This window comes from Streptomyces sp. NPDC101160 (assembly GCF_044768205.1).
Taxonomy (GTDB): Bacteria; Actinomycetota; Actinomycetes; order Streptomycetales; family Streptomycetaceae; genus Streptomyces.
On record NZ_JBIWPJ010000003.1, the window covers coordinates 468615 to 484703 of the forward strand.

At 72.3% G+C, this 16089-nt stretch carries 14 protein-coding genes; 8 read left to right on the forward strand and 6 right to left on the reverse strand.

All coding sequences use genetic code 11. The features are described 5' to 3' along the window. Positions 1–56 precede the first annotated feature (56 nt). Positions 57–1424, reverse strand: a complete 1368-nt coding sequence (locus ACIRSU_RS11565; RefSeq protein ID WP_403790974.1) for an NAD(P)/FAD-dependent oxidoreductase — start codon at positions 1422–1424, stop codon at positions 57–59. Between the two features lie 213 nt (positions 1425–1637). On the opposite strand from ACIRSU_RS11565, the gene ACIRSU_RS11570 reads away from it, so the two are divergent. Beyond that, the gene (locus tag ACIRSU_RS11570) at positions 1638–2207 is read left to right on the forward strand and encodes an NADPH-dependent FMN reductase (protein WP_403790975.1); all 570 of its coding nucleotides are present in this window, start codon (positions 1638–1640) and stop codon (positions 2205–2207) included. Positions 2208–2240: 33 nt separating this feature from the next. Here the strand turns inward: ACIRSU_RS11570 and ACIRSU_RS11575 are convergent, their stop codons facing one another. Next, on the reverse strand, positions 2241–4295 hold the full coding sequence (locus ACIRSU_RS11575) for a phosphocholine-specific phospholipase C (protein WP_403790977.1): 2055 nt from the start codon (positions 4293–4295) through the stop codon (positions 2241–2243). 234 nt (positions 4296–4529) lie between these two features. Between ACIRSU_RS11575 and ACIRSU_RS11580 the strand changes: the two genes are divergently transcribed. Then, entirely contained in the window at positions 4530–6578 is a 2049-nt protein-coding gene (locus ACIRSU_RS11580) for a prolyl oligopeptidase family protein (protein ID WP_403790979.1), read from the forward strand. A 27-nt stretch (positions 6579–6605) separates the two neighbouring features. Here ACIRSU_RS11580 and ACIRSU_RS11585 read toward each other — a convergent pair whose 3' ends face one another. The 3 genes from ACIRSU_RS11585 to ACIRSU_RS11595 all read right to left on the reverse strand — a co-directional run bounded on the left by ACIRSU_RS11585 (position 6606) and on the right by ACIRSU_RS11595 (position 9003). Then, complete coding sequence (locus ACIRSU_RS11585; protein ID WP_403790981.1) at positions 6606–7919, reverse strand: amidohydrolase; 1314 nt, start codon at positions 7917–7919, stop codon at positions 6606–6608. A gap of 86 nt (positions 7920–8005) precedes the next feature. Beyond that, positions 8006–8674, reverse strand: coding sequence for a class I SAM-dependent methyltransferase (locus tag ACIRSU_RS11590; RefSeq protein WP_403790983.1), 669 nt, complete (start codon positions 8672–8674; stop codon positions 8006–8008). Positions 8675–8727: 53 nt separating this feature from the next. Beyond that, on the reverse strand, positions 8728–9003 hold the full coding sequence (locus ACIRSU_RS11595) for a hypothetical protein (RefSeq protein ID WP_403790985.1): 276 nt from the start codon (positions 9001–9003) through the stop codon (positions 8728–8730). Between the two features lie 216 nt (positions 9004–9219). On the opposite strand from ACIRSU_RS11595, the gene ACIRSU_RS11600 reads away from it, so the two are divergent. The 3 genes from ACIRSU_RS11600 (at position 9220) to ACIRSU_RS11610 (ending at position 12854) form a co-directional block, all read left to right on the forward strand. After that, positions 9220–10452, forward strand: coding sequence for a T4 RnlA family RNA ligase (locus tag ACIRSU_RS11600; protein ID WP_403790987.1), 1233 nt, complete (start codon positions 9220–9222; stop codon positions 10450–10452). Beyond that, the gene (locus ACIRSU_RS11605) at positions 10449–11369 is read left to right on the forward strand and encodes an AAA family ATPase (RefSeq protein WP_403790989.1); all 921 of its coding nucleotides are present in this window, start codon (positions 10449–10451) and stop codon (positions 11367–11369) included. Before ACIRSU_RS11600 ends, ACIRSU_RS11605 begins: the two co-directional genes overlap by 4 nt. A 168-nt stretch (positions 11370–11537) precedes the next feature. After that, the gene (locus ACIRSU_RS11610; RefSeq protein WP_403790991.1) at positions 11538–12854 is read left to right on the forward strand and encodes a radical SAM protein; all 1317 of its coding nucleotides are present in this window, start codon (positions 11538–11540) and stop codon (positions 12852–12854) included. A gap of 114 nt (positions 12855–12968) precedes the next feature. Here ACIRSU_RS11610 and ACIRSU_RS11615 read toward each other — a convergent pair whose 3' ends face one another. Next, positions 12969–13475: a carboxymuconolactone decarboxylase family protein gene (locus ACIRSU_RS11615; protein ID WP_403790992.1), complete on the reverse strand. Its 507-nt coding sequence runs from the start codon at positions 13473–13475 to the stop codon at positions 12969–12971. A gap of 85 nt (positions 13476–13560) precedes the next feature. Between ACIRSU_RS11615 and ACIRSU_RS11620 the strand changes: the two genes are divergently transcribed. The 3 genes from ACIRSU_RS11620 to ACIRSU_RS11630 all read left to right on the forward strand — a co-directional run bounded on the left by ACIRSU_RS11620 (position 13561) and on the right by ACIRSU_RS11630 (position 16065). Then, positions 13561–14484, forward strand: coding sequence for a pirin family protein (locus tag ACIRSU_RS11620; RefSeq protein ID WP_403790994.1), 924 nt, complete (start codon positions 13561–13563; stop codon positions 14482–14484). A gap of 306 nt (positions 14485–14790) precedes the next feature. After that, positions 14791–15153 (forward strand): AsnC family transcriptional regulator, encoded by a 363-nt coding sequence (locus ACIRSU_RS11625; RefSeq protein WP_403790996.1) that lies wholly within the window; start codon positions 14791–14793, stop codon positions 15151–15153. Positions 15154–15240: 87 nt separating this feature from the next. Beyond that, entirely contained in the window at positions 15241–16065 is an 825-nt protein-coding gene (locus tag ACIRSU_RS11630) for an STAS domain-containing protein (RefSeq protein WP_403790997.1), read from the forward strand. Positions 16066–16089 lie beyond the last annotated feature (24 nt).

The window sequence follows — 16089 nt, forward strand, 5'->3', positions numbered from 1 at the left end:
GCTGGTCCGGCCGTCCGGGGGGGACGGCCGGACCAGCCCCGGGGCACGGCCGCCCGTCAGGACTTCCCGGCGCGCAGCGACGCCGTGTGGGCGCGGACCTGGTCCGGGGTCAGATAGACGTCCGTGTACTCGAAGTCCTTCAGGGTGCCGGACTTCGAGGCCAGGAAGCCGGTGCGGACGAAGTCGTCGCCGGCCACCGCGTTGAGCAGCCAGTTCGTCATCACCCGGGCCTTGGCCACGTTGGTGCGCAGCGCCGCCCAGTGGTAGCCGCGGGCCACCGCCTGCGCCGGCATGCCGTGGAGCTCGATGCCCAGCGGCTTGGAGACGCCGTCGAGTCCGCCGAGGTCCACCACCAGACCCAGGTCCTTGTGGTGGTACGGACGGGTCGGCTCGCCCCGCAGGACCGCGACCAGGTTGTCCGCGAGCGCCTTGCCCTGGCGCATGGCGTGCTGGGCGGTCGGCGGGCAGATCGCGCTCTCCTCGCCCTTGGCCAGGTCCGGCACGGCGGCCGCGTCGCCCATCGCGTACACGCCGTCGAGCCCCGGCACCTTCATGTCCGCGTCGACCACGAGCCGCCCGCGCATCGTCTCCGCGCCGAGCGTCCCGATCAGTGGGCTCGCGGCGACGCCCGCCGTCCAGATGAGCGTCCGGCAGGGCAGCACCCGGCCGTCGGTGAGCGTCACGTTCTCGTCGTCCACGGACGCCACCGACACGCCGAGCGAGACCTCGATTCCGCGCCGCCGCAGGATGTCGAGGGCGGCCCCGCCCAGCTTGGGCCCGAGCTCGGGCATCAGGGTGGGCGCGATGTCGACCAGGTGCCACTTGATGAGCGCCGGGTCCAGCCGCGGATAACGCCTGACCGCGTTGCGGGTGAGCAGCTGCAGACAGGCCGCCGTCTCGGTCCCCGCGTAACCGCCGCCCACCACCACGAACTGCAGCCGCGCCGCCCGCTCGGCCTCGTCCTCGCTGGCGTCGGCGAGGTCGAGCTGGGCGATCACGTGGTCGCGGATGTACGCGGCCTCGGCGAGGGTCTTCACGCCGCGCGCGTGCTCGGCGAGCCCCGGGATGTCGAAGGTGCGGGTGACGCTGCCGGGGGACAGGACCAGATGGTCGTACGGCTCGGTCGTCAGTTCGCCGGTGATGGTGCGCACCACGCACACCTTGGCGTCGGTGTCGATGCCGACCGCGCCGCCGGGGATGATCCGGGTCCGGTGCCGCTCACTGCGCCGCAGCGACAGCGCCACCGACTGCGGGGTGAGCACGCCGGAGGCGACCTGCGGTAGCAGCGGGAGATAGAGCTGGTACGAGAAGGGGGACAGCAGGGAGATCGCCGCCTCCCGTCCGGTCAGCCGTCGTTCGAGGCGCCGTACGCACCCGACCCCGGCGAAACCGGCGCCCACCACGAGGATTCTGGGTCGAGCCACGGGTAAGACCGCCTTTCCACGCCTTGTCCACCCTCACTGAACGAACCCATCATCCGAAAGCTGAGCATATCCGGCAAAAGGGCAAAGGGGTGAGGGAAGGCTCGGGGGAGGGGCCGTGGGAGGCGTCGCGGGAGGGGAACCGCCCCGGTGGCCGGGGCCTCCCGGCCGGGTTACGTTCGCCGGGAACCCCCTTCGACGAAGGACGGCAACCGCATGACCACGTACAAGGTCGGCTATTTCGTCGGCAGTCTGTCGGCCAAGTCCATCAACCGGATCCTCTCCAGGGCGCTGATCCGGGTCGCGCCGCCGGGCCTGGAGTTCCGCGAGATCCCCATCAAGGACCTGCCGCTCTACAACCACGACTTCGACGCCGACTACCCGCCCGAGGGCAAGGCGCTCAAGGACGCGATCGCCGCCGCCGACGCGATCCTCTTCGTCACGCCCGAGTACAACCGCTCCATCCCGGGCGGTCTGAAGAACGCCATCGACTGGGCGAGCCGGCCCTGGGGCACCAACTCCTTCACCCACAAGCCCTCGGCGGTGATCGGGACCTCGCCCGGCAAGATCGGCACGGCGGTGGCCCAGCAGAGCCTCCGCTCCGTGCTGAGCTTCTGCAACTCCCCGCAGATGAACGCGCCGGAGGCGTACATCCAGTTCACGCCGGGCCTCTTCGGTGAGGACGGCGAGGTCACGGACCCCACCACCCAGCAGTTCCTCTCCGACTTCATGAACGACTTCAAGAGCTTCGTCGAGCGAGTCCTGACGGTCCTGCCCCCGCGCTGACGGCGGCAGGACACGCAGTTCCTCGCGGGGCGCTCAGCCGGAGACGCTGGGGGCGCCCGTCTCGATGTGGCCGGTGTAGCGGCGCGACCAGGTGCCGTCGATGTCGGCCAGGACGGTGAAGTCGTACCAGCCGTCGGTGTAGGCGACCGCGTTGAAGTAGTCCTCGCGGGACGACTTCGCCGGCACGGTGTACGTCCAGGGGCCGTCCGACCGGTAGGCGTCGGAGCGGATGGTGAAGGTGACCGCGGTGGACGCGTTGTTGGTCATCCTGAAGTAGATTGCGGTCTTCCCGGTGCCCGGCTCCGTCGCGTACCGTGCCGCGACCTCGATGTCCTTGCCGGCCTTGGAGGCGTCGCCGATGAAGCGGCGCAGGAACCGGTTGGGGCCCATCATCGAGATGTCGTACTTGCCGGAGCCGGAGCCGAGCCCGATGTTGAAGTAGTCGGTGGCGGTGGTGCCCGGGTCGACCGTGTACTGCCAGGCGGCCGTGTCCCGGTACTGGTGCGGGTGGATCGAGAAGTGCGCGGTGCGGCGCGCCTCGGTGCCCTGGTTGGTCATGGAGAACCAGGCGAGGATCTTGCCGGCGGCGCCGAACTCGAAGCGGTCCAGATTGCCGTTGACCTGGTACGGCACGGCGCGGGCCGGCCGCGTGCCCGGCTCCTGCGACGGCAGGGCGTTGTCCTGCGGGGCCGGGTTGGGCAGCGGGCCGCAGGTGGCCTGGCCGATGACCTTCGCGGTGGACGGCAGGCCCGCCGGGACGCCGTAGACCGGACGGGTGAAGTCGAAGACCCCGGTCAGGTCGCCGCTGACCCGGCGGCGCCAGTCGCTGATGTTGGGACAGGTGGCGGGAGTGCCGAGGGCGGCCGTCCAGACCTCCATGAAGCGCAGCACGGAGGTGTGGTCGAAGACCTCGGAGCTGACCCAGCCGCCCCGGGTCCACGGGGACATGACAATCATCGGGACCCGGAAGCCGAGGCCGATCGGCACGCCGTCGATGTACTCGCCCGGCGTCCCGGGCGGGGCGACCGGCGGCGGCACGTGGTCGAAGAAGCCGTCGTTCTCGTCGTAGTTGAGGAAGAGCACGGTCGAGTCGAAGACCTCGGGGTTCGCGGCGAGCGCCTGGTATACCAGGTTCACGAAGTGCGCGCCGTCGCCCGGCGGGGCGTACGGGTGCTCGGAGAACGCCTCGCTCGCCACCACCCACGACACCTGCGGCAGGGTGCCGGCGACGACGTCGGCGCGGATCGCGGCCGCGATGTCGTCCGGGGTCGAGCCGGTCACCTTCGGCACCGAGCCCATGCCCCGGTCGTACAGCGGGTCGCCCGGCTTGGCGTCGGTGAACTTCTTGAAATAGGCGAGGCCGTTGTCGCCGAAGTTGTCCTGGGCGTTCTGGTAGACCTTCCAGCTCACCCCGGCCCGCTGCAGCGCCTCCGCGTACGTCTCCCAGGTCAGCCCGGACTCGTCGCCGCCGTCCTTGCTGCCGGAGTCGACCTTGCCGCTCCACAGGAAGGTGCGGTTGGGGCCGGTCGCGCTCAGCGTCGAGCAGAAGTAGGCGTCGCAGACGGTGTAGTTGTCCGCGAGGGCGTAGTGGAACGGTATGTCGCCGCGGTCCAGATAGCCGAGGGTCCGGACGTTGCCCACGCCCGCGACCCAGTTGTCCATCCGCCCCTTGTCCCAGGCGGCGTGCTGCGACGTCCAGCTGTGCGGCAGGTCGCCGTTGCACTGCGCGAGCGTCTCGCCGTCCACCCCTCCGGCCGGCGGAGTGGAGCTCAGCTTCCACGGGTACTGCCGGCCGCCCCAGTTGGGCTGGCTGAACGTGCCCCAGCCGCCCGGGATGTTGCCCGCGGCCCGGTCGCCGAAGCCCCGCACACCGCGCAGCCGGCCGAAGTAGTGGTCGAAGCTCCGGTTCTCCTGCATCAGGATCACCACGTGCTTCACGTCCGTGATCGCCCCGGTGGCGGCCGCCGCGGCCGCCGACGTCGCCTCGCCCGCCTCCCCGGCCGCCTGCGCCGTCCCGCCGGACAGCGCCGCACCCGCGACGAGCCCCGCGCCGATCCCTACGAAGCCTCTGCGGCTGATGGGAATCATGCCCCGCCTCTCCAGTCCCGCTGTGCCCTCGTGGCACGCCGAGGACAGGATGGGGGAACGAGGCGCAAAGGTATACGGCCGTGCAGTAATCGATTGGTGAACATGCGGAGGACGGTGAGGTGTTGGGTTCGGGGCGGGGAACGGATTGGTTCATCGGCGAACCAATGATGCTCGGCGAGGGCGGGCGGGAGCGTTGTCAGTGGCATGGTCCACCATGGTCGACATGGGGGACACATGGGGAAACGAGCACGAGGAGGACCTGGCGTGAGCGATCCGCAGGTGGGCGACCCGTATCTGTGGCTGGAGGAGGTCGAGGGCGAGCGCGCCCTCGACTGGGTGCGGGAGCGCAACGCCGAGACGGAGGCGGAGCTCGCGGGCGGGGAGGAGTTCGCGGCGCTCGTCGCCGAGCTGCGGGAGGTGCTCGACGCGCCGGACCGGATTCCGTACACCCGGCGCCGGGGCGAGCACCTCTACAACTTCTGGCAGGGCTCCGGGCACACCCGGGGCGTGTGGCGCCGCACCACGCTGGAGGAGTACCGCACCGACGAGCCCGCCTGGGACGTGCTGCTCGACCTCGACGCGCTGGCCGGGGCGGAGGGCGAGGACTGGACCTGGGCGGGGGCGCAGGTGCTGCGGCCCGCGTTCCGGCGGGCGCTGATCAGCCTCGCGCGGGGCGGCGGCGACGCCGTGGTGGTGCGCGAGTACGACCTCGTGGAGCGGGCCTTCGTCGCGGACGGCTTCCGGCTGCCCGAGGCCAAGACCGACATCGGCTGGATCGACGAGGACCACGTCTTCGTCGGCACCGACCAGGGCCCCGGCTCGCTGACCGCCTCCGGCTACCCCCGCACCGTCCGCCGCTGGCGCCGCGGCACCCCGCTCGACCAGGCCGCGCTCGTCCACGAGGGCGCCGAGTCCGACCTCGTGGTCTCCGCCTGGCACGACCCGACCGAGGGCTTCGAGCGCGACTTCGTCTCCCGCTACCGGGACTTCTGGCACCACGAGACCCACCTCCTCACCGCGGACGGCGAGCTGCGCCGCATCGACGTCCCCGACGACGCCGACAGCTCCGTCCACCGCGACTGGCTCCTCGTCACCCCCAAGGCGCCCTGGCTCGGGCAGCCCGCGGGCTCGCTGCTCGCCTTCCGCTTCGACGACTTCCTCGCCGGACGGCGCGAGCCCGAGGTCCTGTTCACGCCCGACGGGCGCACCGCCCTCGCCGGGCACTCCTGGACCCGCAACCACCTCGTCCTCGAGATCCTCCAGGACGTCGCCAGCCGGATGCACGTCCTCACCCCGCCGACCGGTCCCGGCGACTGGAAGCGCCAGGAGCTGGCCGACATCCCGCCGCTGGCCTCCGCCGCCCTCACCGACACCGACCCCGACACCGGCGACGAGTACTTCCTCTCCATCACCGGCCACCTCATCCCGCCCTCCCTGCACCGCGGCGAGATCGGCGCACCCGGCGAACGCATCAAACAGGCCCCCGCCCGCTTCGACGCGACCGGCCTCGAAGCCCGGCAGTACTTCGCGACCTCCGCCGACGGCACCCGCGTCCCGTACACCGTCGTCGGCCGCCACGGCGCGCTCCCCGGCCCCACCCTCCTCACCGGCTACGGCGGCTTCGAGGTCTCCCTCACCCCCTCGTACGACACCGTGCGCGGCCGCGCCTGGCTCGCCCGCGGCGGTACGTACGTGGTGGCCGGCATCCGCGGCGGCGGCGAGTACGGCCCCCAGTGGCACCGCAGCGCCCTCAAGGCCGACCGGCCGCGCGCCTACGAGGACTTCGAGGCCGTCGCCCGCGACCTGGTCGCGCGCGGCATCACCACCCCCGGCCGGCTCGGCATCAGCGGCGGCAGCAACGGCGGCCTGCTGATGGGCGCGATGCTGGTCCGCAGCCCCGAACTGTTCGGCGCGATCGTCGGCCACGTCCCGCTGCTCGACATGCTGCGCTTCCATACGCTGCTCGCCGGCGCCAGCTGGATCGCGGAGTACGGCGACCCCGACGACCCGGCCGACCGGCCGCACCTGGCGGCGCTCTCCCCGTACCACCACCTCGAAGCCGGCCGGCCCTACCCGCCCGTGCTGCTGACCACCTCGACCCGCGACGACCGCGTCCACCCCGGCCACGCCCGCAAGGCCGCCGCCCGGCTGCGGGAGCTGGGCCACCGGGTGCTGCTGCACGAGACGCTGTCGGGCGGTCACGCCGGGGCCAGCGACCACGAACAGACCGCCTACAACAGCGCCTTGGAGCACACCTTCCTGTGGCGGACCCTCACCGCCTGACGGTACGGGGCGGGGCGGCGCGCCGGCTCAGACCAGGGCGCCGTCCCGGGCGACCACCTGGCCCGCCCGCACCACCAGGTCGCGGCGCGGCACGTCGACCACGGCCTGCGGCACGCACTCGCCCTCGATGAGCATGAAGTCGGCGGGAGCGCCGGGCCGCAGGTCCACCCGGGGCAGTCCAAGCAGCTCGGCGCCGCCGTGCGCGGCGAGCTCGAAGCAGGCCGTCAGCTCCTCGTCGAGGCGCGCGTCGAGGGCCCAGCCGGCCAGCCAGGCCCGGTGCAGCATGTCGGCGTTGCCGAACGGGCTCCAGTTGTCCCGCACCCCGTCCGAGCCGAGCCCGACCCGCACCCCGCGCTCGGCGAGCCGGCGGAACGGCAGGAGCGTCACCTCAGACAGCGCGACCGTGGTCAGCGCGACCCCGGCGTCCGCGAGCAGGTCCGCCGTCTCGTCCAGCTCCTTGCCCGACAGCTGCGCGACGGCGAAGGCGTGGGCGACGCTCACCCGGCCCTGCAGGCCCAGCGCCCTGGTGCGCGCGGCGATGTCCCGCAGCGGTACGAGCCCGGTCTCACCCCGGTCGTGCAGATGGATATCGAGCCCCAGGCCGTGCCGCTCGGCCAGCCCGAACACCGTGTCCAGCTGGTCGCCGTCCACGGCCCCCGCCCCGCCCGTCGCGTCGAACCCGGCCGGGTCGATCCCGCCCACGTGCGAGATCAGCCCGCTCGCCGCGGCCTCCTCCAGGAGCTCCACCACGCCGGGAATCCGCACGACGCCGTGCTGCGGGAACGCGACCAGCTCGACGTCCACGATCCCGCGCAGCCGCTCCCGCGCCTCGGCGATCCCCTCGAGTCCGGCAAGTCCGAGCGCCGGAGCCACGTCCGCGTGCGCCCGCATCGCGCGCGTGCCCTGCGCGGCCGCGTGCGCCATCAGCCGATAGGCGCGCTCGCCCACCGGAGTGGGCAGTGCGCGAGCCAGCTCCACGTCGCCCGCCACGTAGTCGGCGATGCCCTGCGCCGCCTTCCGGCTCCGCCAGGACTCGCCCCACGCCGTCTTGTCCGGGTGGATGTGCGCGTCCACCAGCGTCGGCAGCGCCATCCGCCCGCCGCCGTCGACGACCTCGGCCGGCACGCCGTCCGGCACGGAGTCCACCAGCACCCCGTCGACGGCGACGAGATCGACAGCCGCCCCGCCGAGCGGACGGACGTCGCGGAACACGGTGACGGAAGGGCCGGGGGAGGGCTGGGCTGCCACGGGGTCTCCTGGGGCGTGGGACGGGAAGGAGCGGCCGCCGGCTTGCCCGTACGGCGTGGTATACAAAACGGCGACGCCTGCTTGGTATACCACGCGGGTGTGCGGTGGTCCCGGGCAAGCCCCGGAGATCCCGCCCCGGTCATCTTCCGTCTCTGACCCGCCCGTCCGGCGGCGCCCGCTCAGTCCTCCCGACGGGCCAGCAGATACGCGCGCCGCGTCGCGGCCTCGTGGGGATAGGGCGCCCGCTCCAGCTCGGCCTCGATCCGGAAGCCGGCCTCCCGCAGCGCGCCGGTGACGGCGGTCGGCTCCAGGTAGTGGAAGTCGACGTCCACCGGGTGTCCCCACCACTCGGTGAGGTTCCTCACCTCGGTGCCGATGTGGAAGGCGACCAGGAGCGGGGCGCCGGGGCGCAGCACCCGGCGGATCTCGGCGAGCGCGGGGGAGAGTTCGTCAGGAGCGAGGTGGATGAGCGAGTAGAGCGCGACGGCCGCGCCGAACTCGCCGTCCCGGGCCGGCAGTCGCAGCAGGTCCCCCTCGCGGAACTCGGCCTCCGGGTGCCGGTCGCTGCCGATCGCGACCATGGCGGGGGACAGGTCGACGCCGACCACGCGCCGCTGCCGCCCGGCCAGCCAGCCGGCGATGTGCCCGGGCCCGCAGCCCAGATCGGCGATCACCGCCCCGGCGCCCGCCTCCTCGACGAGCGCGCCGAGCAGTGCCCGGTCGAGCGGCTTGCCGGCGAGCTCGTCGCCGATGCGGGCGCGGTACTCCGCCGCGACGGCGTCGTAGCTGCGCCGTACCCGCTCGTGCGCGCCGGCCGCCCGCCCCGCCCCGCTGTCCGCACCCGTCATGCTCACAACCCCCCGGTCGTCACGTCGTCTTCGCGCCGGAGCGCCGGCCGCGGTTACTGCAGCGGGTGCATCGGCTGCATCGGTGCCAACGGCTGCACGGGCTGCATGGGCTGCATCGAGGGGGCCATCGGCGCCAGCTGCGCGCCGGCCGGCACCATCTGCGCGCCGGTCGGAGCCCCGGTCGGAGCGAGCCCGGCGGGCGGCATCTGGATCACACGGCTGAGGTCACGCAGCACCTCCTCGGCGGTCCGACGGACCTCGCCGGGAACGTCCCCCTGCTCGCGTATGAGCTCGGCGTAGATGGGGGCGGTGGTGTCCGCGTAGTTCATGGGCTCGCTTCCTCGGCTTCCGCAAAGTCTTCTCGGGCGGCGAGTCTACGGGGCCGGACGCCCGCCCACGGGCACCGGCCCGCATCCCGCACCCGCTCACGGACGCCCGCTCGCGCCGCCGCGCGGCCCGCCCTCCGCGGGCCCGCCCGCTAAATCGCTGGTCAGGTCCCTGGCCCGGCAGAAGAATGGGCCTTCACGAAAACGGGAGGGGAACCCATGAGCCAGGCGTACCAGACGCACCTGACTCTCGACGCGCTGCTGCCGCACGACCAGCTGGCCGCCGCCGTCGCCGCCGGGCATGTGACGCGCAAGGCACATCCCGAGCTGCCGCTGTCGATCTACACCTACACCCGGGTCTGCCAGTACGAGGGCGTCTGGAACCAGGTCACCACACGCTGCCGCGGCCTCGTCGCCGACGACCGCACCGGCCGCGTCGTCGCCCTGCCGCTGCCCAAGTTCTTCAACGTCTCCGAGCACCGGACCGGCCGCTCCTACGCGCCCGCGCTGCCCGACGAGCCGTTCGAGGTGTACGAGAAGGTCGACGGCAGCCTCGGCGTGGTCTTCCACTACGAGGGGCGCTGGCACGTCGCCTCCAAGGGCTCCTTCAGCAGCACCCAGGCCACCTGGGCGCAGCGCCGCCTCGACGCAGCCGACACCTCGCGGCTCGCGCCGGGTGTGACGTATCTCGCGGAGATCGTCTACCCGCAGAACCGGATCGTCGTCGACTACGGCGACCGCCGCGACCTCGTGCTGCTCGCCGCCTTCGGCCCCGACGGGACGGAGGTCCCGCTCGCCGAGGCCGCCGCCGACTGGCAGGGCATCGGCTCGGTCGTCACCGTGCACCCGGCCATGCCGCTCGACGAACTCCTCAAGCTCACCGACTCCAGCACCCTGCCCGACGGCAGCCCGGCCACCGGCACCGACGCCGAGGGCTTCGTCCTCCGCTTCGCCTCCGGCGTCCGCGCCAAGGCGAAGATCGCCGAGTACGTGCGGCTCCACAAGGTCGTCACCGGCGTCACCGAGCGCGACATCTGGCGCGGCCACGGCATCCAGCGCTTCGCCGGCACCTCCGCCAAGGTCCTGGCGCAGGGCCTCGGCCTGTCCATGGCCGAGCTCGGCGGCATCCGCTCCGCCGGCGGGCGCCCGCTCGACGCGCTCCTGGAGCAGGTGCCCGACGAGTTCGACGCGTGGGTACGATCCGTGATCGCCCGCCTGGAGGAGGAGTTCGCCGCGCGCGAGCGCGCCATCGACGAGGCGTACGCGACGGTGGCTCACCTCGCGGGCGACCGGGGCGCGTTCGCCCGCGCCGTCCGGGCGCTGCCCGACAAGGACGTGCGCTCCGCCCTCTTCATGCGCCTCGACGGGCGCCCCACCGACCTGCTGGTCTGGCGCTCGCTGCGCCCCGAGACCGCCGACCCCTTCATCACCGACGAGGAGAACCGAACGTGACCGTGCCCGTGGTCCACGTCATGACCGGACTGCCGGCCTCCGGCAAGACCACCGCCGCCCGCGCGCTGCAGGAACAGGCCGAGGGCCGGATGCGCCGCGTCAACCTCGACGACCTGCGCACCATGCTCGACCTGCCCGGCGGCGGGCGCCGTTCGCACGTCCACGAGCAGACCGTGCTCGGCATCCAGGACACGGCGGTCCGTGCGGCCGTCGACGACGGCTTCGACGTCGTCGTCGACAACACCCATCTCACCCCGCACATCCCGAAGCGACTCAAGGCCGCCGTCGCCGGCCGCGAGGCCGTCTTCGTGGTGCACGACTTCACCCACGTGCCCGTGGAGGAGTGCGTCCGCCGCGACGCCGAGCGCGCCCGCCCGGTCGGCGAGGAGATCATCCGCATCCTCGCCGACAAGCACGCCAAGGCCACGCGCGGCGGCTGGCGCCTCACCGACGACTGGCTCAACGACCGCCCGGCCGCCACCCCGTACGTCCCCGACCCCGCCCTGCCGTCCGCCGTCCTCTGCGACATCGACGGCACCCTCGCGCTGCGCGGCGACCGCGGCCCGTACGACTTCACCCGCTGCGACCTCGACCTGCTCAACGTCCCGGTGCGCGACGCCCTGCGCGCCTTCCAGGGCTCCCACCGCGACCGCATCGTGCTGCTCTCCGGCCGCAGCGAGGACCACCGGGAGCTGACGGAGGCGTGGCTCGCGCGCCACGAGGTCCCGTACGACGAGCTGTGGATGCGCGCGTCCGGCGACGGCCGCTCCGACGACCTGGTCAAGGCCGAGTTGTTCGACACCCACGTCCGCCACCGCTACGCGGTCCGGGTCTCGCTCGACGACCGGGACCGGGTGGTCGCGGTCTGGCGCCGGATGGGCCTGCCGACCTGGCAGGTCAACTACGGCAACTTCTGAGCGTACGGACGGGCGGGGGGCGCGGGCGTGCCCGCGGCCTCCGTCCCGGGACGTACGCCGCTCTGCGACCGGGGCCGGATGCCGGGCGCGCCGGCGCCGTCCTAGGGTAGGTCGGTGGTCCCACCACGCACGGCTCGCGACCGCACGACCGAGGAGATGTATCCAGGCATGATCCGCCGCACCGACGAGGTCGAAGACCTCATGCACCGCTTCCCGCACGTCCCGAAGGAGGCGGTGATCAAGGAGGACCTGCTGCGAGGGGGCATCGCGTTCGACGACTCGGCGCTCACCGACTCGGGCGACGAGGCGTCCGGTGAGGTCAAGCCGAAGTCGTACTTCATCTTCTCCTTCGACCACCGCACCCTGCCCGAGCTGGGAGAGGCCGCGCTGCGCCGCCCGCCGGAGGAGATCGTGCTCACCGGCGGCCCGTACGAGCTGCGCCGCACGGTGGTCTCCGTCCGGGTGAACCCCGCGTCGCCGTACCGGGTCGCCGCGGGCGAGGACGGGATGCTCGGGCTCTACCTCGACGGCCGCCGGATCGCGGACGTCGGTCTGCCGCCGATGCCCGAGTACTACCGGCACACGCTCGCCAACGGGAAGTCCGTGATGGAGGTGGCCCCCACCATCCAGTGGGGTTACCTCGTCTATCTGACGGTCTTCCGGGTGTGCCAGTACTTCGGCGCCAAGGAGGAGTGCCAGTACTGCGACATCAACCACAACTGGCGCCAGCACAAGGCCGCCGGACGCCCCTACACCGGTGTGAAGCCGGTCGAGGAGGTCCTGGAGGCGCTGGAGATCATCGACCGGTACGACACGGCCGGCGCCTCGACCGCGTACACCCTCACCGGAGGCGCCGTCACCTCGCACATCGGCGGCAAGGACGAGGCCGACTTCTACGGCCAGTACGCCGAGGCCATCGAGGCGCGCTTCCCCGGCCGCTGGATCGGCAAGGTCGTCGCCCAGGCGCTGCCCAAGGCCGACGTGCAGCGGTTCAAGGACTACGGCATCCAGATCTACCACCCCAACTACGAGGTGTGGGACAAGCGCCTGTTCGAGCTGTACTGCCCGGGCAAGGAGCGCTACGTGGGCCGCGACGAGTGGCACCGCCGCATCCTCGACTCCGCGGACGTCTTCGGCCCGCGCAACGTGATTCCCAACTTCGTGGCGGGCGTGGAGATGGCCGAGCCCTTCGGCTTCACGACGGTCGACGAGGCCATCGCGTCGACGACGGAGGGCCTGGAGTACTTCATGTCCCGCGGCATCACGCCCCGCTTCACCACCTGGTGCCCCGAGCCCACCACCCCGCTCGGCAAGGCCAACCCGGCGGGCGCGCCGCTGGAGTACCACATCCGGCTTCTGGACGCGTACCGCGCGACCATGGAGTCCCACGGCCTCAGCTCGCCGCCCGGCTACGGCCCGGCGGGCCCCGGCCGCGCGGTCTTCTCGGTGTCCTCCTTCATGGACAGCCTCCCGGCGGTCGACTGACCGTCAGGAGCCTGCTCCGGGGCCGGAACTCGGACCGCGGCCGCCCTCGCTGTCGTCGCGGAAGGAGCATCCGGGGATGCGTACGCTGCTGCGCCCCAGGAGGTTTCCCGAGGCTCAGCGCAGGGCCGTCGCGGCCTCGCGGACCGGGTGCTTGCTGAGGATCGAGACCCGGTTGAACGCGTTGATGGTGATGGCGACCCAGAGCACCGCGGAGATCTCGTCCTCGTCCAGGACCTCGCGGGCGTCGGCGTAGGCCCGTTCCTGGGCGAGGGCGTCCGCCGGATGGGTCGTGGCCTCCGCCAGGGCGAGGGCCGCGCGCTCGCGCGGGGTGAACAGCTCGGTGTCCCGCCAGGCGGCGAGCACGCCGAGGCGCCGGGTGGTCTCGCCGGCCCGCAGCGCGGCCCTGGTGTGCACGTCGAGGCAGGAGGCACAGCCGTTGAGCTGCGACACGCGCAGGTTGACCAGCTCCACCAGGATCCGGTCGAGTCCCGCCTCGGCGGCGGTCGTGCGGACGGTTTCGGCCGTCTTCACCAGTGCCTGGTACGCGGCGGGGCTCTGCTTGTCGAGGTAGATCCGCCCGGCCCGCACGGCCGCCGGGGCCAGTGTGCTGTCGTCGCTCACCTGGTGCTCCTTCGCTCGTCTTCGTGGCTATCATCGTCCATGATTGTTTAAAATGAAACTAGCTGAGAGTGAGAGGGGTCGGGAAATGGGCGACACGGAGGTCGAGATCCTCACCGCCCGGGACGTCCCGCTGGGCGGACCGCGAGCGATGACCGTACGGCGCACACTGCCGCAGCGGTCCCGGACGCTCATCGGAGCCTGGTGCTTCGCCGACCACTACGGCCCCGACCGGGTCGCCGACTCCGGTGGCATGGACGTGGCCCCGCATCCGCACACCGGCCTGCAGACGGTCAGCTGGCTCTTCAGCGGCGAGATCGAGCACCGCGACAGCCTCGGCACCCACGCCTTCGTGCGGCCCGGCGAACTCAACCTCATGACCGGCGGCCACGGCATCGCCCACACCGAGGTCTCCACCCCCGACACCACCGTCCTGCACGGCGTCCAGCTGTGGGTGGCCCTCCCCGACGAACACCGCCACGCCCCGCGCGACTTCCAGCACCACGCCCCGAAGCCGCTCCGCGTCGACGGCGCCGACATCAGGGTCTTCCTCGGCACGCTCGCCGGCGACGCCTCGCCGGTGCGCACCTTCACCCCGCTGCTCGGCGCCGAACTCCTCATCGACCCCGGCGCGTCCGTCACGCTCGACGTCGACCCGGCCTTCGAGCACGGCCTGCTCGTCGACCAGGGCGACGTACGCCTCGACGGCACCCTGCTGCGCCCGGCCGAACTGGGCTACGCCGGCACCGGACGCACCACGCTGACCCTCGCCAACGACTCCGCGGAGCGCGCGCGGGCGGTGCTCCTCGGCGGCACGCCGTTCGAGGAGGAGATCATCATGTGGTGGAACTTCATCGGTCGCAGCCACGAGGACATCGTCGAGGCCCGCGAGGAGTGGGAGAAGGCCTCCGCCCGCTTCGGCGAGGTCGAGGGCTACCCCGGCGACCGTCTCCCGGCCCCCGCCCTCCCCAACGCCCGGATCGCCCCGCGCAAGAACCCTGCGCGGCGCTGACCCTCGGCTTCCTCCGCCGGGCCGATGCCGGGCCGATGCGGGGGCGAGGGGTGCCCGGCTTCGCCTGTGCCTGTCGCCGTGACTGTGGGAGGGGGCGTATGGCGGCCTCTCCCGGCCGCGCCGGCGGCGGGTGCGCTTGGGTGTGCTCGTGTGTGAGCCGGTCTGGTGAGCTGAATGCGAACTCGACGACCCGGGCGCGGCCACCGGCTGATCGCGGTCGGCGTGGCCGAACGCCGGCATCCGCCGTTACCGGAATTCCGGTTCCGCTCTGGTGAAACCGGAATCGCAAATCATATAATTTCGGACATGGAACCGGTGAAGCCCCGGACCAGCTGGACGTTCGTCACGAACCACGCCCGGATCCTCGCCATGATCTTTGCGGATCCGGAGATCCGGCTGCGTGACATGGCCCAGGGCTGCCGGCTCACCGAGCGCGCCGCGCAGGCCATCGTCACGGACCTGGAAGGCGCCGGGTACCTCACTCGGGTACGCAACGGGCGCCGCAACCACTACGAGGTCACGCCCGGGACCCTCTTCCGCCATCCCGCGGAGGGGAACCACCGAATCGACGACCTCCTGCGACTACTGGCCGACCTGGACTCCCGGCCCGACGTGGACGGAAGCCCTCGCCCGAACGGTGATCACCGTGAGCGCGACCCACGAGGCTGATCCACGAGCCGCGACCGGGCTCGCGCCGTGTCCCCGCTCTGTCGGGCCCTTTGCCCCACGGATCGGGGCGGTGAAGGGAGGAAGGCCATGACCACTCAACCCGAGCGCGTCGCCATGGTCTTCGAACCGGAGCGCAGACGGATCGTGGCCCGCGTGAGCGGCGAGGTCGACCTGCACGACGCCGTCCACGTGCGCGATCACCTCACCGAGGCACTGGTCGCCAGCCCCGGCGGACTCGACATCGACCTGGCCGCTGTCACCGGTTGCGACAATGCGGGCCTGCAGGTCCTGCTGGACCTGAACCGGCTGGCCCTGCAGGCCGGGAAGTCGGTCGTTCTCACCGCGCTCAGTCGCCCGGTCGCCCGCCTGCTGCGCGTCAGCGGGGCCCAGCGCCTGCTCACCGTGCGGGGCTGGCCCGCGTCCGATGTCCAGGGCTTCCGGATGAGGACAAGCCACTACGGGCAGACCGCGCACCTCGCCGCTTCCGGTGCGCTCGACATGGACGCCAGATCCGCTTTCGACGAGGTAGAGGCCGGTCTCGACGGTTTCGACGTGGTGGCCTGCGACATGCGGGACCTGAGCTTCCTCGACGTGGCGGGCCTGCACACCCTCCTCGACCTCGCACTCCGCCTGCACGCGAGGGGCATCGCGTTCTTCACCTACAACTGGCAGCCCCAGCCGCGTCGGCTCCTGGACCTCGTCGACGAGCTCTACCCGCCCGACGACACCCGCGGCAGGCCCACCCGGCTGCAGGACTTCGCCGCTGCCGCCCGGACGGCCGGAGCGCTCGATGACGGGACCAGGGCACCACATCACACGCATGCCGCCGTCCGTTCGCAAACGACGGCGGAGCCTCAAGCGACGGAACCAGGACGCTCCATCTCTTCCACCGTCCCACACCTGAGCTCCTAGCCGGGGGTAAGGAGGGGCGAAACC